We start from the raw sequence: 20,719 nt of genomic DNA on the forward strand, positions 1-20,719 counted from the left end.
CGGATTGCGTCATGCCACTCATTGCTCGTAGCAGATGTCGAGCCTGATCAATGCGCCGCGCGCATCGATGCGATCGGCGCGGAAATAGAAGCGGCCGCGGTAGCTGTCGAGGTGAAGGGGCACGGTGACCGGGTCGCCCCAGCTCGTCACCGAGAAGCCCTGCCCTTGCAGCCATCGCAGCAGGGCGTCCAGGCGCTGCGGGTCGGCGTCGACGCGGATGTCGGCGTCTGCGGGCGGCGTGCCCTGTGGGTCCTGCTGCCAGCGCGCGAAGCTGCCGAACAGCGTGAAGACGTGTCCTTCTTCGCGCATCGCATGGAGCAGCGCGGCCGTGGCCGGCAGGTCGATGCGCTCGCGCTGCTTGCGAAAGACCAGCGCGTGTTCGTGGCGCCGGTCGGTGCGGGCATCGGTGTCGTTGTCTGCCGCGTCGTGCGGATAGACCAGCACGCGCTCCTCCTCCATCGTGAAGAGCGAACCCAGGATGCGGGCGAGATCGAAGGCCAGCGGCAGCACGCGATCGCCGAGCCGCAGGTTCTCCACCATCGCGATGCAGGCACCGCCCTCGCGCAATCCGGCGCGCACGCGGTGGAAGACGTTGCGCAGGCCATCGAGGTGCTGCGCGTAGCTCGGGCTGTCGTAAAGCTGGGACGTTGCCTGCGCACCGGTCCAGCGGCAACCGAAGTAGGGGACGTTCGTCAGGCACAGGTCGAAGGGCGGCAGCGCGGCGTCTTCGAGCGCATCGCACGAGGCGTGCAGGAGCGTCGTGCCGTGGGCGAGGCCGTGGCGTGCCAGCCGCTCGCGGATGAGGTCGATGCGGCCTGCATCGACTTCGCAGCCCAAGGCCCGTCGGTCCTCGAGGCGTGCCGCGAGCAGCGTCGTTCCGAAACCGGCGAACGGGTCGAACACCGTGTCCCCCGGTTGCGAGAACCGGCGCACGAAGGGCAGCATCTGCTCGACCCATCCGCAATCGCGCCCGCCCATCGGGTCCCGCGCGCGCAGGTCGTCCGGCAGCCGGTAGCGCGGCGATTCATGGTCGAGCATCAGCCAGCTGTGACTGCTCATAGGCAGGCCTTCGCGGTGCGCGTGTCGAGCAGCACGTCGTGCCCCGGCTCCCAGCCAGCGCACAGCTGTCCGTCGGCAAAGTAGACGAGCTTGTAGACATCGCCGGTCGCGTGGCGCGCGTGCATGGCGCCGTAGTCGGCGCTTTCGAAGACGACCTTCAGGCCGCTGTCGGCGCGCAGGCGCAGGTTCCAGAAGTAGTAGCCCTCGGTGAGGCTTTCGAGGGTCCACCCGCGCGAGATGTCGGGAGCGTCGAGGCAGGCCGTCAGCAGCGCGTCCATCGAGACCCGCTGCGTGCGCAGATAGCGCGCGGTGGCGTTGTCGCGATAGCCCTCGTCGAGCCGCGAGAACTCCCGGAAGACGACGGTGCCGGCGCCGCATTGCCGTGCCCACGCGAGGTACGCGGCCACGTCGGTCGGCTGCGCGACGCCGCCGCGCTGGAGGATGCACACGAGCCGCAGCGCCACCGCATCGGCGAGCTGGCGCGCGGTGCGCTCGAACACGACGGGATCGCCGATGGCCACCTCGGGCCGGAATCGCATGATGGCCTGGTTGACCGCGCCGTCGTGGTGGTGGCGGGACAGCTCCAGCCAGCTCATTCCGAAGCCTTGCAGCGCGCGCCGCAGCACCTCGCCCTGCGGGCCGGCAAAGCCTGCGCCGTTGGTGTAGAGCACACGGTCTTCGACCACCGGGCCTTCGCTTTCGCCCGCGGCCAGCGTGTGCAGCAGCCGGAGCATCCAGTCGGCGTCGTCGCTCGTTTCCAGGCCCGAGAGCGACCACGACAGCGGCACGCCGCGCAAGGCCCGCAGCGCACGGGACAGGCCGTCGAAGTAGTCGGGCGCCGGACGCAGCCGGGACGCCGAGGTTCCGCCGTCGGTCTTGCGCAGGTTTTCCGAGCAGAAGCCGCAACGTGCCGAGCAAGGCTTCACGGACGCGTACGGCGTGAACGTGAGGGGCAGCGCAAAGCGTCGCTCAATGCCGCCGATCGTGTGCGTGTGCCAGCGCGCGGCCTCGTTCGAAGGCGGCGTGCGAAGGGTCACCCCGCGCACGGAGCGGTGAAGGCGTTCGAAGAGCGGGGAACTCGCGCTGCGCGGCAGATCGGCCACGGCGATCTGGTCGATCGCGCAGGTCACGGTCCGCGCAACGAGGGACACCGGCGTATCGGCTTCAACGGGAATGACGGGACGCATGGCAGGGGTGGGGTTGTCGCACCCGCCACCATACGACAGCGCTGCCTCCGAGGGCGGGAGTGGCTCCCTGCGCGCGCCCGTCACCCTAGCCACCTTGCACCTGCAGACTGCGCATCGTGCGCCCCATCGCCATCCGCCCGAACGCGACCAGCGCGACGATCCAGAAGCACTGCAGCCCCAGCGCGGCCAGCGCATGCCAGCCGCTCAGGTGCCCGAAGTACAGCCGCGCCGGAATGTCGAACAGCCCCGCCAGCGGCTGCACCAGCAGCGCGGTCTGCCAGGCGTCCGGCAGCAGCGCCAGCGGCAGCAGGTTGCCCGAGAACACGATGACCACGGGCGTCGCCACCGCCTGGATGCCGCGTTCGTTGAGCGCCGCCGTGGTCGCCACGTTGAGCAGCATCACCATCGCGGTCGAAAGCAACAGGCCCAGCCCCACCGACAGCAGGAACGCCGCGCCGGCCAGCGCGTTCGCAGGCAGCTGCCAGGCCCAGTCGCCCAGCCCCACCAGCGGCAATGCGACCGCGGCGAAGGCCGCCATCAGTGCCACGCGCGGCAGCAGGCGCGCCGCGATCCAGCCTGCGGTGCGCGCGAACCACAGCGCGTAGGCGTCCACCGGGCGCAGCCGGTCGTAGGCGACGGCGCCGGTGCGCGCGGCCTGCGCCACTTCGGGGTCGCCGAGCCAGGGCATGAGCACCAGCAGGCCCTGCGCGAGCCAGGTGTAGGTGATGGCCTGGGCCAGCGACATCGACGAGGCCGCGCCCGCGATGGCGCTGCCGCTGTAGAACGCGGCGAACACCATCACCTTGATGCCGCCCCACCAGCACTGCGTGGCAAAGCCCGCGAGCGCCGCCGTGCGGTACTGCAGCATCTGCAAAAAGCGTGAGACGAACGCCGCGACATACGGCCGGGCGAGGTCGCGCGGGCCCAGGGCCGGCCTCACGCCTCGGCCGCTCCGTGCATGGCGTAGAAGCGCGCGATCACGGCTTCGATCGCGAGGCCTTCGAGGCGGATGTCTTCCACGGCGTGCGCGCCGGCGATGCGCGCGATGAGCGCGGGCGCGGGGGTCTGCTTGGGGTCGAAGTCGAGCACCAGCGTCTGGCCGTCGCGCGAATGCACGGTGGCGCCGTCGACCTGCGCGGGCAGCGTGGCGCCCTGTGCAAAGTCGACCACCAGCCGGCGCTCGGCCATCACCTGCGCGCGCAGCGCCTCGACCGGGCTGTCGGCCAGCACGCGGCCGTGGCCGATGACGATCACGCGCTGGGCCAGGGCCTCGATGTCGTGCATGTCGTGCGTGGTCAGCAGCACGGTGGTGCCGCGCTCGCGGTTGGCGCGGCGCACGAAGTCGCGCACGGCGAGCTTCGAAGGCGCGTCGAGGCCGATGGTCGGCTCATCGAGGAACAGGATGTCGGGCTCGTGCAGCAGCGCCGCCGCGATCTCGGCGCGCATGCGCTGGCCCAGCGACAGCTGTCGCACCGGCTGGTCGAGCACGCGCTCCAGGTGCAGCAGCGCGACCAGCTCGTCGCGCGTGCGGCGGTAGCGTTGCGGATCGACGCGGTAGATGTCGCGCAGCAGGTCGAAGCCGTCGCCCACGGGCAGGTCCCACCACAGCTGCGTGCGCTGGCCGAAGACCACGCCGATGCGCGCCACGTGCCGTTCGCGGTCGGCAAAGGGGTCGCGGCCGTCGACTTCCACGCGCCCGCCGTCGGGCCGCAGGATGCCCGAGAGGATCTTGATGGTGGTCGACTTGCCCGCGCCGTTGGGCCCGATGAAGCCCAGCAGCTCGCCGCGCTCCAGCGCGAACGACACGCCCGACAGCGCCTCCACCGTGCGGTGACGGCGCTGCAGCAGGCCTCGCAGCGCACCGCGCAGACCGGGGTCGCGCTCGGACACCCGGTAGGTCTTGCGCAGGTTGTCGACGAGGATGTGAGGCATGGTGGAAGGTGCCGCGCCGGCCTGAAAGCGCGGCGGGGGCGGGATGCTACACGAAAGCGCCGGTACGATCACGGGCCCTTTCGAGAATCCTGTCCATGTCTTCGCCTCCCCTGCCCGCCTCGCCCCACCACCTGCTGCCGCTCACGCGCTGGCCCGCCGACGCGCGCGCCGCGCTGGTCGGCGTGTTCACTGACATCGACGACACGCTCACCACCGATGGCGCGATCACGCCCGACGCGTTGAAGGCGCTGGCCGACCTGAAGGCCGCGGGCCTCGCGGTGGTCGCGATCACCGGCCGGCCCGTGGGCTGGAGCCTGCCTTTCGTGAACAGCTGGCCGGTCGATGCGATCGTGGCCGAGAACGGCGCGGTGGCGCTGCGCCCGGCAGCCGATGGCGGTGTCGAGAAGCGCTACCAGCAGGACGCCGCCACGCGCGCCGCCAACTTCGCGCGCATGCAGGCCGTGCTGACGCGCATCGAGCGCGAGATTCCGGGCGCCGCCCGCGCCACCGATTCGCCGGGGCGCGAGACCGACATCGCCATCGACCACAGCGAGTTCGTGACGCTCGACGACGACACCATCGCACGCGTCGTCGCGCTGATGCGCGGCGAGGGCATGCACGCCACCGTGAGCAGCATCCACATCAACGGCTGGTACGGCGACAACGACAAGCTCGAGGGCGCACGCTGGATCGTGCGCGAGCTCTGGGGCCGCACGCTCGACGACGAGATGGACCGCTGGGCCTACGTGGGCGACTCCACCAACGACCAGCTGATGTTCCGCAGCTTCGCGCACAGCATCGGCGTGGCGAACGTCGCGCGCTTCGTGCCGCAGCTGGAGCACCTGCCGCGCTACGTGACGCAGGGCGAGCGCGGCGCGGGCTTCGCGCAGGCCGCGCAGGCGGTGCTGTCGGCGCGCTGAGCCACGCACGCCGCGCGGGCGTCGCGCACGAAAAAAAGGCCCGCGCAGGGCGGGCCGAATGGACCGGTTGAACGACCCTTGGAGAAACTTGCAGTGGTGAGGGTCGCGCGGTGCGCGACCCTTCAGGACATCAGAACGTGTGGCGGATGCCGAACTCGTAGCCCATCGAGCTCTTGGCCTGCAGCGCGGTGCGGTTGAACGTGGTGGCGTACGACGGGCCGGCACCCACCGTGAGCGCCGCGCCGTTCTTGTTGCTGACGCGCGCGACCGTGCCGTACAGCGCGGTGCGCTTGGACAGGTTGTGCACGTAGCCCAGCGCGAGCTTGTTGGCCTTCGGATCGGCGTTGTTCACGCCGAACACGGGCACGCGGTTGAAGTCGTACTTGACCTGCGAATACGACGCGCGGATCACGCCCGGGCCGACCGGCACGGTCACGCCCAGCAGGTAGCCGGTGAGGTCCACGTCCTGGCCGGGCGTGAAGATGTTCAGCGCGTTGCGCTCGTCCTTCGAACGCGAGATCTCGCCGAACAGCTTGGCCACGCCGAAGTCGTAGGTCGCACCGAGGTTGAAGGTCTTGACCTTGCCCGGGCGCGCCACGGCGGCGGCGCCGCTGCCGGTCGTGAAGCTGGTGTCGTTCTGCGCGTAGCTGGCGGCGATGTCGAACGGGCCCGTCGTGTAGCCCAGGCGACCGCCGATGTGGCGGCCGGTGTTGGTGCTGGCGGCGGTGTCGGGCGACAGGCGCGTCTGCTCGGCCAGGCCGTAGGCCACGTTGCCGTAGAAGCCGCCCAGGCGCGGCAGGAAGTACTGCACCATGTTGCTGGCGCGCTTGTAGGTGCCGTTGCTGCCGTAGCCGCTGCCCGGCACGCTGGCTTCGTTGGCGTCGATGATCAGCGAGCCGCCGATGCCGGTGTCGCCGAACGGGTCGAACTGTTCTTCGTTCATCACCGTCGCGGTCTTGTCGCGGCCCAGGCGCAGTTCGCCGAAGCTGCCTGCCAGGCTCAGGGTCGAACGGCGGGTGAAGTTCGAGACGCCGGTGGCGCCGTCGTCGTTGGTGATCGGGGCTTCGAGCCAGAAGCTGGCCGACAGGCCGCCGCCCAGGTCTTCCACGCCGCGAAAGCCGAGGCGGCTCGAGCTCAGGCCCGAATTCGCCAGCTCGCTGCGGCTGGCCTTCACGCTGTAGGCGGGACCGAAGGGGGTGGTCGAAACGCTCTTGTTCGCTACGTTGCGGTAGGCGGCATCGACCACGCCGAACAGGGTCACGGTCGATTGCGCCGACGCGGCGCCGCAGGCTGCGATGGCAGCCAGAACAAGCAGGGATTTTTTCATTGGTGTCACTCCAGGAGGGGGATGTCGCTGCGCCGAGACCGGGCGCGACTTTGGGACGTCCGGGCCTTGTTGCCGCGAGACTGGGTCCGAGTTTTCCCTCACTGGAAGACAAAGGGATTACATAGGGTTAACGCCTAGATTACGGAGGGATATAGGGGGTGAGTTCAGGACAGCGGTCGCGGATCGGGGTAGGCGCCGCGCACGCCTCCCCTTTTCCGGCGGCGCTTACTTCTCCTTCGCCAACCCCAGCTTGTCGATGATCACCTTCTCGCGCACCACCGTGTCCTGCGCGAACTTGGTGTACGTGGCCGAGCTCATGTAGTTGGGCAGCATGTCGTAGCGCCCGAGCGAAGCCACGTAGCTGGGCTCTTCCATCGCCTGCTTGAAGGCGTCATGCAGCTTCTTCACGACCTCGGGCGGGGTGCCCTTGGGGGCGCCGATGCCGAAGGGCGAGTTCTGCACCACGTCGTAGCCCAGCTCTTTCAGCGTGGGCGCGTCGGGGAACTTGGCCAGGCGCTTCTCGCCCCAGGTGTTGAGCACGCGCAGCTTGCCGGCCTCGACCTGCGGCGCGAAGCCGGTGCTGTCGGCCGCGGCCATCAGCTGGCCACTGACCACGGCCAGCATCAGGTCGGCGCTGCCCTTGTAGGGCACGTGCTGCAGCTGGATGCCGGCCTTCTGCGCCACGATCTCGGTCGTGAGGTGCGGGCTGGTCAGGTTGCCGGTCGAGCCGTAGGTGAGCTTGCCGGGGTTGGCCTTGGCGTAGGCAACGAAGTCGGCCCAGGTCTTGAAGGGGCTGTCGGCCGGCACGACGATGCCGAAGGCATAGCCGGTGACGTTCAGCACGTAGCTGATGTCCTTGAGCGGGTCCCAGTTGATCTTGGTGGTGTAGCCCAGGCGGAACACACCCAGCGGAATCTGCGCGACGGTGTAGCCGTCGGGCTGCGCGGTCTGCAGCGCCTGCGCGGGCAGCGTGCCGCCGGCGCCGGGCTTGTTGTCGATGATCACGGGCTGGCCCAGGATCTTGCTGGCGTTGTCGGCCAGTTGGCGCATGGTGATGTCGGTCGGGCCGCCCGCGGGAAAGGCGATCACGAGCTTGATGGGCTTCGCGGGAAAGGCCTGTGCAAGCACCGCCAGCGGCGCGGCGAGGCCGCAGGCGGCCAGCGTGGCGGCACGGAGAAGGGAACGGCGAAACATGACGGAAGGCTCCTGAAGCGTGGATCGAGCCGCGCATTGGGCCCTGCCCCGCCCGGTGCAGCAATCGGGGCTCACCCGACTGCTGTCGCCGAAGCAACTCCGCCTTCAGCCCGCGGCCTGCGCGAAGCCTTCGAGAACGTTGACCGCGTTCACACCCACCTCGGCGACCGCGTAACCGCCCTCGAACACGAACACGGTGGGCAGGCCCGCGCGCGCGAGGTCTTCGCCCATGCGCAGGTAGTCGTCGCTCTTCAGCTTGAAGCCCGAGATCGGGTCACCCTCGAAGGTGTCGACGCCCAGCGAAACCACGAGCGCGCCGGCCTTCACCTTCGCGATGCCGTCGAGTGCCGTCTTGAGCGCCGCGCGCCAGGCCGTGAAGTCGGTGCCGCGCGGCAGCGGCAGGTTGTGGTTGAAGCCCTCGCCCGCGCCCGCGCCGCGCTCGTCGGCATGGCCCAGGTAGTACGGGTAGTCGGTCAGCGGGTCGCCGTGCAGGCTCGCGAAGTGCACGTCGCTGCGTTCGTAGAAGATGGCCTGCGTTCCGTTGCCGTGGTGGTAGTCGACATCGAGCACGGCCACGCGTTCGACGCCCGCATCGCGCAGCGCCTGCGCGGCCACGGCGGCGTTGTTGACGAAGCAGTAGCCGCCGAAGAAGTCGGCGCCCGCATGGTGGCCGGGCGGGCGCGTGAGCGCGAAGGCGCTTCGCTCGCCGCCGACGACGCGCTGCGTCGCCGTCCACGCGCAGGCGGCGCCGTGGCGCGCGGCGGCCCAGCTGCCGGCCATCAGCGGCGTGCCGGCGTCGAACGCAAAGAGGCCCAGGCGCGCGGGAAAACTCTTCGGCAGCACGTCGGTGCGCATGCCGCGCGTGGGCCAGTACGAGGGCAGCGCGTCGCGCGTGGCGTTGGCGGCGTCGAGCGCCACCCACTCGTCCCAGGCATGGGCGATGAAGTCGAGGTAACGCGGCGCATGCACCTTCGCCAGCAGCGCGTCATCGAACGCGTCGGGCACCTGCAGCGGGCCGAGGCCGCGCCGCTCCAGTTCATGCCTCACATGGTCGACGCGGGCGGGCACCTCGAAGCAGGGCACCAGCTCGCCCCGGAACATTTCGACTTGGCCTTGGTGCAGTGCGTGCTGGTCGTTGTAGATGGTGAGCATGAAGCGGCGAAGGGCGTGACGACAGGGCCTGCCATCATGCCGCACGCCGCAGCACCGCCCGGCGCCGCCCCGAGGCGGTGAGGCCGAACAGGTCCTTCGGGTCGTCGAGCTCGGGCACCAGCGCGATCTGCCGGCCCACGCCGCGCTCCAGCGCCAGCTGCTGGATGCAGCGCAGCGCCGTGTAGTCCTCCAGCGCGAAGCCGACCGAGTCGAACACCGTCACCTGCTCCGGCCGCTCGCGGCCCGGCACTTCGCCCAGCAGCACGCGCCACAGCTCGTGCACCGGGAAGTCGGGCGCCAGCTGCTGGATCTCGCCCTCGATGCGGGTCTGCGGCTCGTACTCGACGAACACGCGCGCGCCGCGCAGCACGTCGGGGTGCAGCTCGGTCTTGCCGGGCGAATCGCCGCCCACGGCGTTGATGTGCATGCCGGGCTCGATCATGTCGGGCGTGAGCACGGTCGCGTGGCCCTGGTAGGCGGTGATGGTGGTCACGATGTCGGCGCCGCGCACCGCCTCGGCGGTGGAGTCGGCGCGCACGATCTCCATCGGCGTGCAGGCCGCGAGGTGGCGCACCAGCTTGTCGGTGGCGCGCGGGTCGATGTCGAACACGCGCACCTGCTCGATGCCCAGCAGCGCATGGAAAGCCAGCGCCTGGAACTCGCTCTGCGAGCCGTTGCCGATGAGCGCCAGGCTGCGCGCATCGGGCCGCGCCAGCGCCTTGGCGGCCATGGCCGAGGTGGCGGCCGTGCGCAGCGCGGTGGTGAGCGTGAGTTCGGACAGCAGCACGGGGTAGCCCGTGTCGACCTCGGCCAGCACGCCGAAGGCCATGACCGTGGGCAGGCCGACCTGCGTGTTGTGCGGGTGGCCGTTGACGTACTTGAAGGCATAGGCGCCATCGTCGGCCACGGGCATGAGCTCGATCACGCCCAGGTGCGAATGGCTGGCCACGCGCGCCTTCTTGTCGAACTCGCGCCATCGCAGGAAGTCGTCGCGCAGCGCGTCGGCCAGCGTGACGAGGAATTCCGGGACGCCGGTCTCATCCACCAGGCGAACCAGGCTGTGAACATCGATGAAGCGGGTCATGGCGCGGCTCCTTGCGTAGCCCTGACACGGCGCTTCATCCGTTCACACGGTCTCCACCATGGCTGATTCAGGATGCGCCTGCGCCAAGGGTTCAAGCCATTGTGCGCCTGTGCGCGTCAACGTGCCAACACGGCCTTAAGAGCTACGCCAGTGTGCGTACCCAATCGCACCACCTCCTCCGGCGGCGCCGCCGCCACGATGCGCCCGCCGGCGTTGCCGCCCTCGGGTCCGAGGTCGAGAATCCAGTCGGCTTCGGCGATCAGGTCGAGGTCGTGCTCGATCACCACCACGCTGTGGCCGCCGTTCACCAGCCGGTGCAGCACGTGGATCAGCTTCTCGACGTCGGCCATGTGCAGGCCCACGGTCGGCTCGTCGAGCACGTACAGCGTGTGCGGCGCCTTCTGGCCGCGGCGGGTGATGTCGTCGCGCACCTTGCTCAGTTCGGTCACCAGCTTGATGCGCTGCGCCTCGCCGCCCGACAGCGTGGGCGACGGCTGCCCCAGCGTGAGGTAGCCCAGGCCCACGTCCTTCAGCAGCTGCAGCGGATGCGCGATGTTGGGCATGCTGGCGAAGAACTCGACCGCCTCGTCGACCTCCATCTTCAGCACGTCGCCGATGCTCTTGCCGCGCCAGCTCACGGCCAGCGTCTCGGGGTTGAAGCGCGCGCCGTGGCAGACCTCGCAGGGCACCTTCACGTCGGGCAGGAAGCTCATCTCGATGGTGCGCACGCCCGCGCCTTCGCAGCCCGGGCAGCGGCCTTCGCCGGTGTTGAAGCTGAAGCGCGCCGGGCCGTAGCCGCGCGCCTTGGCTTCGAGCGTGTCGGCGAAGAGTTTGCGGATGGTGTCCCAGAAACCGATGTAGGTGGCGGGGCAGCTGCGCGGCGTCTTGCCGATGGGGGTCTGGTCGACCTCGAGCACGCGGTCGATGACCTCGTAGCCGTCGACGCCGCGGCAGCCGACCCAGGCCGGGCGCTTGCCCGCGGCATCGGCGTCGCGGCCGGCCTTGGTCATGCGCTGCACCACGATGCCCTGCACGCTGGCCAGCAGCACGTCGCGCGCCAGCGTCGACTTGCCCGAGCCGCTCACGCCCGTGACCACCACGAGGCGGTGCAGCGGCAGCGTGGCGGTCACGTCCTGCAGGTTGTGCAGGTCGGCGCCATGCACGGTGAGCCAGTTGCCGCTGTCCTCGGCCTTCGGGTCGGGCGAGGGAATGAGGCGGCGCGCCTGCAGCGGGTGCTTGATGGCATCGCGCAGGTAGCGGCCGGTCTGCGAATCGCCGGCCTTCTGGATGTCGGCCACCGTGCCCTCGGCCACCAGCCGGCCGCCGCGCTTGCCGGCGCTGGGGCCGATGTCGATGATGTGGTCGGCGCGGCGGATGGTGTCTTCGTCGTGCTCCACCACCACCAGCGTGTTGCCCTTCTCGCCGAGCTTGTGCAGCGCGTTCAGCAGGATCTGGTTGTCGCGCGCGTGCAGGCCGATGGTCGGCTCGTCGAGCACGTAGCACACGCCCTGCAGGTTGCTGCCCAGCTGCGCCGCCAGGCGGATGCGCTGCGCCTCGCCGCCCGAGAGCGTGGGCGCGCCACGGTCGAGCGTGAGGTAGCCCAGGCCCACTTCTTCGAGGAATTCGAGGCGGCTCTTGATCTCGGGCACGAGGTCGCGTGCGATCTCGGCTTCGCGGCCGTTGAGCACCAGCCCTTCGAACCACTGGCGCACCTCGGTGACGCTCATGCGCGCGAGCTGCGTGATGCCGATGCCGCCCGAGCCGTCGGCCGCGGTGCCGAAGCCCACGGCGCGCGCGGTGGCGTTCAGGCGCGTGCCTTCGCAGGTCGGGCAGGCCACGTCGGCGAGGTCTTCCACCTCGGGCTCGGCGAAGGTCTGTTCGCGGCCCTTGCTGTCGTCGTCGCGGATCGAATCGTCGAAGACCTTGCGCTGGTCCTTGCTGAGCTTCACGCCCGTGCCCACGCAGTCGGGGCACCAGCCGTGCTTGCTGTTGTAGCTGAACAGGCGTGGATCGAGCTCGGCGTAGCTGGTGCTGCACACCGGGCAGGCGCGCAGCGTGGAGAACACCTGCACGCGGCCGATGCCCACGGCGGACACGCCGGCCATCATCGCGGCGCGCAGGCCGTCGAGTTCGCTCAGCACGTGCACCACGCCCTTGCCGTGCTCGAGCGCCTTGGTGAGCGCCGCGCGCAGTTCGTTCTCCTGCGAGGGCAGCACGTCGAGGCTGGCCACGGGCAGCTCGATGCTGTGTTCCTTGAAGCGGTCGATGCGCGGGAAGCCCGTGGTCGGCAAAAAGTCGCCGTCCACGCGCAGGTGCGTGAAGCCGCGCGGACGCGCCCAGTCGGCCAGCTCGGTGTACACGCCCTTGCGGTTGCTCACCAGCGGCGCGAGCAGGCCGATGTGCTGGCCCTTGAAGTTGCGCATCAGCTGCGCGGCGATGCTGTCGGGCGTCTGCGGCTGCACGGCGGCGCCGTCGTGAATGCAGTGCTGGATGCCCAGCTTCACGTACAGCAGGCGCAGGAAGTGCCACACCTCGGTGGTGGTGCCCACCGTGCTCTTGCGGCCGCCGCGCGACAGGCGCTGCTCGATGGCCACCGTGGGTGGAATGCCGTACACCGCGTCCACCTCGGGCCGGCCCGCGGGCTGCACGATGCTGCGCGCGTAGGCGTTGAGCGATTCGAGATACCGGCGCTGGCCTTCGTTGAAAAGAATGTCGAAGGCTAGCGTCGACTTGCCCGAGCCGCTCACGCCCGTCACCACGCTGAACTTGCCGCGCGGAATGTCGACGCTGAGGTTCTTCAGGTTGTGCTCGCGCGCATTGACGATCTCGATGGCGTTGCCGCCGGGCGCCGTCTTGGCGTTGGCGATGTACCGGCGCGCGGCGCGCTCGGCCACCTTGTAGGCACCGGGGCCGACGGCGAGTTCGTAGTCGGCCAGCGCCGCGCCGGTGAGCGAGGCGCGGTTCTCGCGCAGCTGCTCGGGCGTGCCCTCGGCCACCACCTGGCCGCCGGCATCGCCGCCTTCGGGGCCGAGGTCGATGAGCCAGTCGCTGGCGCGGATCACGTCGAGGTTGTGCTCGATGACGATGAGCGAATGGCCCGCGTCGAGCAGCTTGCGCAGCGCGCGCATGAGCCGCGCGATGTCGTCGAAGTGCAGGCCGGTGGTCGGCTCGTCGAACAGGAACAGCGTGCCCTTGCGCGCCACCATCTGGCGGCTCGCGGTCGCGCTCTTGGCGGCTTCGGCCAGGAAGCCCGCGAGCTTCAGGCGCTGCGCCTCGCCGCCCGACAGCGTGGGCACGGGCTGGCCGAGCTTCACGTAGTCCAGGCCCACGTCGACGATGGGCTGCAGCACGCGCAGCACGTCGCGGTCGGTGTCGAACAGCGCCGCGGCCTCGGCCACGGTGAGCTCCAGGATGTCGGCCACGTTGTAGCCCTTGCCCTTGCGCTCGATCTTCACTTCGAGGATCTCGGGCCGGTAGCGCTTGCCGTCGCAGTCGGGGCAGCGCAGGTACACGTCCGACAGGAACTGCATCTCGACGTGCTCGAAGCCCGAGCCGCCGCAGGTGGGGCAGCGCCCGTCGCCGGAGTTGAAGCTGAACTTGCTCGCGGTGTAGCCGCGCTGGCGCGACAGCGCCGCGGTGGCGAAGATCTCGCGGATGGCGTCCCACGCGCCCACGTAGCTCGCGGGGTTGGAGCGCGCGGTCTTGCCGATGGGCGACTGGTCGACGAACACCACGTCGCCCAGGTGGTCGGCGCCGAGCATGCGGTCGTGCGCGCCCGGCGTCTCGGTGGCCTTGCCGAAGTGGCGCATGAGCGCGGGCGCCAGCACGTCCTGGATGAGCGTGGACTTGCCCGAGCCGCTCACCCCGGTCACGCACACGAGGCGCGCGAGCGGAAAGTCGACCGTGATGTTCTTCAGGTTGTGCTCGCGCACGCCCTCGAGGATGAGCCGGTGCGTGTTCTCGCTCACGAGCCGCTTGAAGCCCATGCCGATCTTCTTGCGCCCGCCCAGGTACTGGCCGGTGAGCGTGTCGGCGTCGCGCAGCTGGTCGGTGCCGCCGTCGAACACGATCTGGCCGCCGCGCGCGCCGGGGCCGGGGCCCATGTCGATCACGCGGTCGGCCGCGAGCATCACGGCCGGGTCGTGCTCGACCACCACCAGCGTGTTGCCGGCATCGCGCAGGCGCAGCATGGCCTCGGTGATGCGGTTCATGTCGCGCGGGTGCAGGCCGATGCTGGGCTCGTCGAGCACGAACAGCGTGTTCACCAGCGAGGTGCCCAGCGCCGTCGTGAGGTTGATGCGCTGCACCTCGCCGCCGCTGAGCGTGCGGCTCTGGCGGTCGAGCGTGAGGTAGCCGATGCCCACGTCGTGCAGGTAGCGCAGGCGCGTGGTGATTTCCTCGAACAGCAGCTTCAGCGCCTGTGCCTCGCCTTCGCTGGCGGGGCTGCCGTTGCCGTGGTGCTCCACGCGGTCGAAGAACTTGCGCAGCCGCTCGATGGGCAACAGCATCAGGTCGTGCAGGCACAGGCCGGGCAGCGCCTCGAGCTGCGCGCGGCTCCACTTCGCGCCGGTGGGCAGGAAGCGCTTTTCAGGCGGCAGCACCGCGTCGGCGTCGTCCTTGCTGCCGATGCGCCACAGCAGCGGATCGAGCTTCAGGCGCGCGCCGCTGCACACGGGGCACGGCGTGTAGCTGCGGTACTTCGACAAGAGCACGCGGATGTGCATCTTGTAGGCCTTGCTCTCCAGGTAGCCGAAGAAGCGGCGCACGCCGTACCACTGCTTGTTCCAGTTGCCGTCCTTGTAATTGGGCGTGCCCTCGATCACCCAGTGTTTCTGCTCCTCGGTGAGCTTGTTCCACGGCGTGTCGCGCGGAATGCCGGCGGCCTCGGCGTGGCGCATGAGGTCGTCCTGCGCCTCTTTCCACGCGGGCGTCTGGATGGTCTTGATGGCACCGGCGCGCAGCGTGAGCTTGTCGTTCGGGATCACGAGCCCCAGGTCGACGCCGATCACGCGGCCGAAGCCGCGGCAGGTGTCGCAGGCGCCCACCGCCGAGTTGAACGAGAACATCGACGGGATGGGGTCGGTGTAGCGGATGTCGCTTTCCGGGCAATGCAGGCCGGTGGAGAACTTCCACACGTCGGTCGGTGCGTTTTCCTCGGCGCCCGTCGCATGCACGGTGACGCGCCCGCTGCCGCGCTTGAGCGCCACCTCGATCGCTTCGACCACGCGCGCGCGCTCCGCGCTCGAGATGCGGAAGCGGTCGGCCACCACGTCGAGCACCTTGCGCGGGCCGGTGGGCGTGGCCACCTCGCGCTCGGCCTGCACGCGCGTGAAGCCGCTGGCCGACAGCCACTGCGTCACTTCTTCGGCCGTGGTGCCGGCCGGCAGCTCGACCGGGAAGGTGATGACGATGCGCGGATCGCCCGCGGCGGCCGCCCGCTCGGCGATCTGCGCATAGATGCTGTCGGGCGAGTCGTGGCGCACCGGCAGCGCGGTCTCGCGGTCGAACAGCTGGGCCGCGCGCGCGTAGAGCAGCTTCAGGTGGTCGTTCAGCTCGGTCATCGTGCCGACCGTGGAGCGCGAGGAGCGCACCGGGTTGGTCTGGTCGATGGCGATGGCGGGCGGCACGCCCTCCACCTTGTCGACGGCGGGCTTGTCCATGCGGTCCAGGAACTGGCGCGCGTAGGCGGAAAAGGTCTCCACGTAGCGGCGCTGGCCTTCGGCGTAGAGGGTGTCGAACACGAGGCTCGACTTGCCCGAGCCACTGGGCCCGGTGACCACGGTCATCTCGCCGGTGCGGATGTCGAGGTCGAGGTTCTGGAGGTTGTGCTGGCGCGCGCCGCGAATCCGGATGGAGCCCTGTGTCATGAGTGCCTTGGGGGGTGGGGCAAACATTCTAGGGAGTGCTTCGTGACGCTTCGGCCCACGCCGGCGCATGGGCGGCGCCCGCGCAGGGGTTTGTCTGGATGCGTTCAAAGACACTTTATGAAACAAATGCGACATTTGTTTTCACAATTGTTCAGCGAGTCTCCCGAAGGCTCCGAAAGGCTTTCATGACGAAGAAGAAAGTGGCAGGTTCACGGCACGCGCTCGGCGTGGCCGCCCTGCTGGCGCTGTGCGCGATGGGCGCCTCGGCCCAGATCGTGATCGGCCAGACCGCGGGCATGACCGGCTCGGTGGCCGCCAGCGTGAACGAGACCATCGGCGGCGCGCAGCTGGTGATCGACGCGGCCAATGCCCAGGGCGGCATCCACGGCGAGAAGATCGAGGTGATCCGCATGGACGACGCCTTCGACGTCAAGCGCGCCGGCGATAACGCGCGCGTGCTGATCGAGGACAAGAAGGTGCTCGCGCTCTTCATGAGCCGCGGCACGCCGCACTCGCAGGCCATCATCCCGTACCTGGACAAGAACGAGGTGGCGCTCATCGGCCCCTCGACCGGCGCGATGGTGCTGCACAAGCCGCTGCAAAAGCATGTGTTCAACGTGCGCGCCACCTACCAGCGCGAGGCCGAGAAGGCGGTGCAGCACCTGCTGACCATCGGCCTCACGCGCATCGCCGTGGTCCACGTGACCGACTCGTTCGGTGCCGACGCGCTGCAGGGCGCGATGAACGGCTTCACCAAGGGCAAGGCCCAGCCGATCGCGACCGTGCCGGCCGACCGCGAGAAGCCCGACTACAAGACCATCGTGCCCGCCATCATGAAGGCCGATGCGCAGGCGGTGGTGTGGATCGGCTCGGGCGTGGCGGTGGTCGACGGCATCAAGGCGCTGCGCGCCGCGGGCTCGGCGGCGCAGGTGGTCACGCTGTCGAACAACGCCTCGTCGGGCTTCATCAAGCAGCTGGGCGACGCCAGCCGCGGCGTGATCGTGACGCAGGTGTTCCCCAGCGAACGCTCGATGGGCCAGCCGATGGTGAAGGAGGCGCTGACGCTGGCCCGCGCCAAGGGCCAGGGCGAGCTGTCACCGGCCGCGCTCGAAGGCTTCGCCTCGGCCAAGGTGCTGGTGGAGGCCTTGCGCCGCGCCGGCCCCAAGCCCACGCGCGCCAAGGTGCTGGCGGCGCTCGAAAGCCTCAAGGGCTACGACCTGGGCGGCGGGCTCGAGGTGAGCTACTCGCCGCAGGACCACAGCGGCATCGACTTCGCGGACCTCGCGATCATCAGCGAAGGCCGCTTCAAGCGCTGACGCGCGCCCCGTTGCGTTACTTCGCGGCGGAGGCCGCGGCGGCCGGTGCCGATGCGCCAGGCGCCGGCGTGGCCGCCGGTGCGGGGGCGTGCGTCGTGTCGCCGCCGTGCTTCTCGCCGGACATGTCGATCTTGTCGCCGCCCATCGAAATCACATACAGGGCAATGGCGGCGAAGATGACGAAGCCGACAACGATTTTCCACATGGGTACTGTCTCCTGAAAAGGTGAGGAAGAGGCAAGAAAGGGTTCAAGAAAAAGGCCTCATGCCGCGGGGCATGAAGCCTCTTTGTTGAACGGAGGGCAGCCGCCGCGCGGCCCCCTCCAGATGCCGCCGATCAGTCGTTGGCGTAGATGTCCACGTCCTTGGTCTCGCGGATGAACAGCGTGCCGATCACCAGCGTGATGCCCGCGATGATGATCGGGTACCACAAGCCGTTGTACATGTTGCCGGTCGAGGCCACGATGGCGAAGGCGGTGGTCGGCAGCAGGCCGCCGAACCAGCCGTTGCCGATGTGGTACGGCAGGCTCATCGAGGTGTAGCGGATGCGCGTGGGGAACATCTCGACCAGCATCGCGGCGATCGGGCCATAGACCATGGTCACCAGCAGCACCAGCCAGAACAGCAGCACGATGGTCAGCACCTTGTTGATCTTGCCGGGGTCGGCCTTGGACGGGTAGCCCGCGACCTTCAGGTCTTCGGCCACGCCCTTCTTGAAGGCGGCGATGGCCTTGACGCTGGTCTCGTCGAACTTGGAGTTCGCGACCACGCCGGTGGGCGCCTCGACGGTCTTGTCGCCGATCTTCACGACGGCCGCGGAGCCGGGCGCGCCGGCCACGTTCTCGTAGCTCACCGAGTTCTGCACGAGGTAGCGCTTGGCGATGTCGCACGAGCTCTTGAAGTCGATCTCGCGGGCCACCGGGTTGCCCTGGAACGAGCAGGTCTTCGGGTCGGCCGTCACGGTGACGCCGGCCGTGGCTTGTGCGCGGGCCAGGTCGGGGTTGGCGGCTTCGGTCAGCATCTTGAAGACCGGGAAGTAGGTGACCACGGCCAGCAGGCAACCGGCCATGATGATCGGCTTGCGGCCGATCTTGTCGGACAGCGTGCCGAACACCACGAAGAAGGGCGTACCCAGCAGCAGCGCGGCGGCGATCATCAGGTTGGCGGTGGTCGCATCGACCTTGAGCTGCTGCGTCAGGAAGAACAGCGCATAGAACTGGCCCGAGTACCAGACCACGGCCTGGCCGGCCGTGAGGCCGATCAGCGCCAGGATCACGATCTTCAGGTTCTTCCACTGACCGAAGGATTCGGCCAGCGGTGCCTTCGAGGTCTTGCCCTCGGCCTTCATCTTCTGGAAGGCGGGCGACTCCGACAGCGTCAGGCGGATCCACACCGAGATGGCCAAGAGCAGGATGGAGACCAGGAACGGAATGCGCCAGCCCCACTCGCCGAAGGCCTGCTCACCGAGCCAGGTGCGCACGCCCAGGATCACGATCAGGCTCAGGAACAGGCCGAGCGTGGCCGTGGTCTGGATCCACGAGGTGTAGGCACCGCGCTTGCCGTGCGGCGAGTGCTCGGCCACGTAGGTGGCAGCACCGCCGTACTCGCCGCCGAGCGCCAGGCCCTGCAGCATGCGCAGCGCGATCAGGATCACCGGCGCCGCGACGCCGATGGTCGCGTAGCTGGGCAAGAGGCCGACGATGAAGGTCGACAGGCCCATGATCAGGATCGTCACCAGGAAGGTGTACTTGCGCCCGATCATGTCGCCCAGGCGGCCGAACACGATGGCGCCGAACGGACGCACCAGGAAGCCGGCGGCAAACGCCAGCAGCGCGAAGATGAAGGCCGCGCCCGCATCCAGGCCGCTGAAGAACTGCTTCGCGATGATCGCGGCGAGCGAACCGTACAGATAGAAGTCGTACCACTCGAACACGGTGCCGAGCGAGGAGGCGAAGATGACCTTCTTCTCCTCCGCGGACATGGGCCGGGGGGCCGGATGCGGCACTCCCCTTGAATCTAGCGTGGCTGCCATCGTCGTCTCCTGGTGTGTATGTATGCGTCCATCGGTTCCCGGCATTCGGGACCGTGGGGCATTCTTGGAGGCGCGACTGACCCGAGGCTTTCGCGAAACTGAACGGGCGCTTACGGTTTAGGGTGAAACCCGCGCTGCTCGTTTCAGCTTGTAAGAAACAAGGACCCTGCGCGGGTTTGTCCTCAGTCCTTGCTGCGAAGCAGCAAAAAAGCCTCAACTCTTGCGCAGCAACGAGGGGCGCTGGTCGGCGCCGGTCCATTGCGGACCGTCGAACCAGGCATCGCCCTGCAGGTAGGCGCGCAGCATCGCCAGGCCGTCGAAACCCCAGAACAGGCGACCGTCGACCACGTAGCAGGGCACGCCGAACACGCCCTGCGCCACGGCCTCGTCGGTGTTGCGCTTGAGCAGGGCCTTGCTCTCGTCGCCGTTCACGTCGCGCTTGGGTTGCAGCTGCGCCGTGAGCGCGGCCAGCCGCGTGGCGTCGCCCGCTTCTTCGCCGCCGCGCCACACGTGGCGAAAGAGGGTCTCGGCCGCCAGGCGGCTGATGCTGCCGTCGTCGCCCGTGGCCACGGCCAGGCGCAGGTGCGGCAGCGGGTTGTAGGGGTGCGAGGCCGGCATCTCGATGGGGATGCCGTGCGCCTGGCCCAGCCACAGCACGTGGCGGTAGGTCCAGCTGCGCTTCGAAGGAATCTCGGCCGGCCCGAGCTGGCCGTGGTGCTTGAGCAGCGCGCCCAGCAGCACCGGCTTGTAGGCCACGCTCACGCTCAGGCCTTCGAGCGCCTCGGGCAGGTGCTCGAACGCCAGGTGCGCGTAGGGCGAGATGAAATCGAGATAGAAGTCGATGTGCTTCATGCGTCGTGGTCTCCTGTGGTGGGTTCGGGCACGCGCCAGATGCCGGCCTGGGCCCGCAGTTCGATCGCGCGCCACACCTGGCGGCGGCTGTCGTCTTCCATCTTGCTCCAGCCGGCGATCTCGGGAATGGTGCGCAGGCACCCTTCGCAGAAGCCGCTCAGGCGGTCCATGCGGCACACCGACGAGCACGGCGAAGGCACCTCGCCGTCCATGCGCTGCACGGTGCCTGCGCGCTCGGCGAGCGCATGCGCTTCGTCGAAGTTCACACCACGTCGGCCACCGGCGCGCCGGTGAGCTTCTCTAAATCGTTCGGGTGCAGCTGGAACACGGCGTGCGGATGGCCCGCGGCGGCCCAGATCTCCTCGAAGCGGAACAGCTCGCGGTCGATCAGCACCACCGGCTTGGTCACATGGCCCACCGGCGACACGCCGCCGATGGTGAAGCCGGTGCGCGCCTTCACGAAGTCGGCGTCGGCGCGGCCGGTCTTGCCGACGATGGCATCGACCTTCTTCTCGTCGACGCGCTTGTCGCCCGAGGTGATGACCAGCACCGCCGCCTCGTCGCTCTTGCGGCGGAAGATGATGCTCTTGGCGATCTGCCCGACCGAGATGCCGAGCGCGTCGGCGGCCTGCTGCGCGGTGCGGCAGGCGTCGTCGAGCATGCGGGGCGCATGGGGATGGCCGGCGTCCTGCAGCACGCGGGAAACGCGCTGGACACCTTCAGGGAGGGAATGGAGTTCGGAGCCGCACATGGCAAGTTCTTCGAGGTTCGTGGGGGCGTTCGCCCTGCGTTGCAAGG

16 protein-coding genes are annotated in these 20,719 nt (G+C 69.2%); 2 read left to right on the forward strand and 14 right to left on the reverse strand.

Features of this window, described 5'->3' with window-relative positions:
• Nucleotides 1–18: 18 nt before the first annotated feature.
• The 4 genes from AC1RGU_RS26785 to AC1RGU_RS26800 all read right to left on the reverse strand — a co-directional run bounded on the left by AC1RGU_RS26785 (nucleotide 19) and on the right by AC1RGU_RS26800 (nucleotide 4,178).
• Entirely contained in the window at nucleotides 19–1,059 is a 1,041-nt protein-coding gene (locus tag AC1RGU_RS26785; RefSeq protein WP_492698796.1) for a DNA methyltransferase, read from the reverse strand.
• Nucleotides 1,056–2,246 carry a hypothetical protein gene (locus tag AC1RGU_RS26790; RefSeq protein ID WP_492698798.1) on the reverse strand — a complete coding sequence of 397 codons (1,191 nt, stop codon included), beginning with the start codon at nucleotides 2,244–2,246 and terminating at the stop codon, nucleotides 1,056–1,058. The genes AC1RGU_RS26785 and AC1RGU_RS26790 overlap by 4 nt, the downstream gene beginning before the upstream one ends.
• Nucleotides 2,247–2,331: 85 nt before the next feature.
• Nucleotides 2,332–3,114: an ABC transporter permease gene (locus tag AC1RGU_RS26795; protein ID WP_492698868.1), complete on the reverse strand. Its 783-nt coding sequence runs from the start codon at nucleotides 3,112–3,114 to the stop codon at nucleotides 2,332–2,334.
• 68 nt (nucleotides 3,115–3,182) lie between these two features.
• The gene (locus tag AC1RGU_RS26800) at nucleotides 3,183–4,178 is read right to left on the reverse strand and encodes an ABC transporter ATP-binding protein (protein ID WP_492698800.1); all 996 of its coding nucleotides are present in this window, start codon (nucleotides 4,176–4,178) and stop codon (nucleotides 3,183–3,185) included.
• A 95-nt stretch (nucleotides 4,179–4,273) separates the two neighbouring features.
• Between AC1RGU_RS26800 and AC1RGU_RS26805 the strand changes: the two genes are divergently transcribed.
• Nucleotides 4,274–5,098 carry an HAD-IIB family hydrolase gene (locus tag AC1RGU_RS26805; protein ID WP_492698802.1) on the forward strand — a complete coding sequence of 275 codons (825 nt, stop codon included), beginning with the start codon at nucleotides 4,274–4,276 and terminating at the stop codon, nucleotides 5,096–5,098.
• Between the two features lie 130 nt (nucleotides 5,099–5,228).
• On the opposite strand, the gene AC1RGU_RS26810 is transcribed toward AC1RGU_RS26805, so the two are convergent.
• The 5 genes from AC1RGU_RS26810 to uvrA form a co-directional block, all read right to left on the reverse strand.
• Nucleotides 5,229–6,425, reverse strand: coding sequence for a porin (locus AC1RGU_RS26810; protein WP_492698803.1), 1,197 nt, complete (start codon nucleotides 6,423–6,425; stop codon nucleotides 5,229–5,231).
• A 225-nt stretch (nucleotides 6,426–6,650) separates the two neighbouring features.
• Nucleotides 6,651–7,619: a Bug family tripartite tricarboxylate transporter substrate binding protein gene (locus AC1RGU_RS26815; protein WP_062477370.1), complete on the reverse strand. Its 969-nt coding sequence runs from the start codon at nucleotides 7,617–7,619 to the stop codon at nucleotides 6,651–6,653.
• A 105-nt stretch (nucleotides 7,620–7,724) separates the two neighbouring features.
• Entirely contained in the window at nucleotides 7,725–8,771 is a 1,047-nt protein-coding gene (locus AC1RGU_RS26820; RefSeq protein ID WP_492698805.1) for a histone deacetylase family protein, read from the reverse strand.
• Between the two features lie 34 nt (nucleotides 8,772–8,805).
• The gene (gene ocd / locus AC1RGU_RS26825) at nucleotides 8,806–9,855 is read right to left on the reverse strand and encodes an ornithine cyclodeaminase (protein ID WP_062477364.1); all 1,050 of its coding nucleotides are present in this window, start codon (nucleotides 9,853–9,855) and stop codon (nucleotides 8,806–8,808) included.
• Between the two features lie 116 nt (nucleotides 9,856–9,971).
• Entirely contained in the window at nucleotides 9,972–15,722 is a 5,751-nt protein-coding gene (gene uvrA / locus AC1RGU_RS26830) for an excinuclease ABC subunit UvrA (RefSeq protein WP_492698870.1), read from the reverse strand.
• Between the two features lie 185 nt (nucleotides 15,723–15,907).
• Here uvrA and AC1RGU_RS26835 point away from each other — a divergent pair, with 185 nt between their 5' ends.
• Nucleotides 15,908–17,038 (forward strand): ABC transporter substrate-binding protein, encoded by a 1,131-nt coding sequence (locus AC1RGU_RS26835; protein WP_062477357.1) that lies wholly within the window; start codon nucleotides 15,908–15,910, stop codon nucleotides 17,036–17,038.
• 16 nt (nucleotides 17,039–17,054) lie between these two features.
• On the opposite strand, the gene AC1RGU_RS26840 is transcribed toward AC1RGU_RS26835, so the two are convergent.
• The 5 genes from AC1RGU_RS26840 to AC1RGU_RS26860 form a co-directional block, all read right to left on the reverse strand.
• A complete protein-coding gene (locus AC1RGU_RS26840; RefSeq protein WP_056577413.1) occupies nucleotides 17,055–17,243 on the reverse strand; it encodes a hypothetical protein in 189 nt (62 codons plus the stop codon).
• Nucleotides 17,244–17,374: 131 nt separating this feature from the next.
• Nucleotides 17,375–19,069, reverse strand: a complete 1,695-nt coding sequence (locus AC1RGU_RS26845) for an MFS transporter (protein WP_492698807.1) — start codon at nucleotides 19,067–19,069, stop codon at nucleotides 17,375–17,377.
• Between the two features lie 213 nt (nucleotides 19,070–19,282).
• A complete protein-coding gene (locus tag AC1RGU_RS26850) occupies nucleotides 19,283–19,921 on the reverse strand; it encodes a 2-hydroxychromene-2-carboxylate isomerase (RefSeq protein ID WP_492698809.1) in 639 nt (212 codons plus the stop codon).
• Complete coding sequence (locus AC1RGU_RS26855) at nucleotides 19,918–20,187, reverse strand: DUF1289 domain-containing protein (RefSeq protein ID WP_082818188.1); 270 nt, start codon at nucleotides 20,185–20,187, stop codon at nucleotides 19,918–19,920. Before AC1RGU_RS26855 ends, AC1RGU_RS26850 begins: the two co-directional genes overlap by 4 nt.
• Nucleotides 20,184–20,672, reverse strand: a complete 489-nt coding sequence (locus AC1RGU_RS26860; RefSeq protein ID WP_056577405.1) for a YbaK/EbsC family protein — start codon at nucleotides 20,670–20,672, stop codon at nucleotides 20,184–20,186. The genes AC1RGU_RS26855 and AC1RGU_RS26860 overlap by 4 nt, the downstream gene beginning before the upstream one ends.
• Nucleotides 20,673–20,719: the final 47 nt, after the last annotated feature.

Source organism: Variovorax sp. GW823-FHT02B07, assembly GCF_058797695.1.

Bases quoted from the DNA above. Each gene is read 5' to 3' on its own strand.
- uvrA (WP_492698870.1), bottom strand. From the start codon at position 15,722: ATGACACAGGGCTCCATCCGGATTCGCGGCGCGCGCCAGCACAACCTC.
- AC1RGU_RS26845 (WP_492698807.1), bottom strand. From the start codon at position 19,069: ATGGCAGCCACGCTAGATTCAAGGGGAGTGCCGCATCCGGCCCCCCGG.
- AC1RGU_RS26820 (WP_492698805.1), bottom strand. From the start codon at position 8,771: ATGCTCACCATCTACAACGACCAGCACGCACTGCACCAAGGCCAAGTC.
- AC1RGU_RS26840 (WP_056577413.1), bottom strand. From the start codon at position 17,243: ATGTGGAAAATCGTTGTCGGCTTCGTCATCTTCGCCGCCATTGCCCTG.
- AC1RGU_RS26860 (WP_056577405.1), bottom strand. From the start codon at position 20,672: ATGTGCGGCTCCGAACTCCATTCCCTCCCTGAAGGTGTCCAGCGCGTT.
- AC1RGU_RS26800 (WP_492698800.1), bottom strand. From the start codon at position 4,178: ATGCCTCACATCCTCGTCGACAACCTGCGCAAGACCTACCGGGTGTCC.
- AC1RGU_RS26790 (WP_492698798.1), bottom strand. From the start codon at position 2,246: ATGCGTCCCGTCATTCCCGTTGAAGCCGATACGCCGGTGTCCCTCGTT.
- AC1RGU_RS26785 (WP_492698796.1), bottom strand. From the start codon at position 1,059: ATGAGCAGTCACAGCTGGCTGATGCTCGACCATGAATCGCCGCGCTAC.
- ocd (WP_062477364.1), bottom strand. From the start codon at position 9,855: ATGACCCGCTTCATCGATGTTCACAGCCTGGTTCGCCTGGTGGATGAG.
- AC1RGU_RS26810 (WP_492698803.1), bottom strand. From the start codon at position 6,425: ATGAAAAAATCCCTGCTTGTTCTGGCTGCCATCGCAGCCTGCGGCGCC.
- AC1RGU_RS26835 (WP_062477357.1), top strand. From the start codon at position 15,908: ATGACGAAGAAGAAAGTGGCAGGTTCACGGCACGCGCTCGGCGTGGCC.
- AC1RGU_RS26815 (WP_062477370.1), bottom strand. From the start codon at position 7,619: ATGTTTCGCCGTTCCCTTCTCCGTGCCGCCACGCTGGCCGCCTGCGGC.
- AC1RGU_RS26805 (WP_492698802.1), top strand. From the start codon at position 4,274: ATGTCTTCGCCTCCCCTGCCCGCCTCGCCCCACCACCTGCTGCCGCTC.
- AC1RGU_RS26795 (WP_492698868.1), bottom strand. From the start codon at position 3,114: ATGCTGCAGTACCGCACGGCGGCGCTCGCGGGCTTTGCCACGCAGTGC.
- AC1RGU_RS26850 (WP_492698809.1), bottom strand. From the start codon at position 19,921: ATGAAGCACATCGACTTCTATCTCGATTTCATCTCGCCCTACGCGCAC.